General features: G+C 56.9%; 1 protein-coding gene. It reads left to right on the top strand.

Annotated features, from left to right (window positions below; all coding sequences use genetic code 11):
• On the top strand, nt 1-209 hold a 209-nt coding region (locus AACY45_RS29185), incomplete at both ends, for an immunoglobulin-like domain-containing protein (RefSeq protein WP_339548927.1).

Below are 209 nucleotides of genomic sequence, written 5' to 3'. Positions count from 1 at the left end.
TCGACCAGGTCCTCAAACAAGACCTGACCGTGACCCTGAGCAATGGCGATACCGTCGTCATCAAAGCCGGCACCACCAGCACTCCGTACGAGCTGGCTGCGCAAGGTGATGACGTCTACAAAGACGGTCAAGTTGTGGAAGTCGGCATCGACAACGCCACCGTTGACGGCAAGTCCTTCGAGAACCTGGTACTCGGCGACAAAGCTCAA

The sequence above is a fragment of the Pseudomonas sp. RA_35y_Pfl2_P32 genome, assembly GCF_963970735.1.
Taxonomy (GTDB): domain Bacteria; phylum Pseudomonadota; class Gammaproteobacteria; order Pseudomonadales; family Pseudomonadaceae; genus Aquipseudomonas.
The sequence above is the reverse complement of the archived record's forward strand: the minus strand, read 5'-3'. Positions and strand labels throughout refer to the sequence as shown.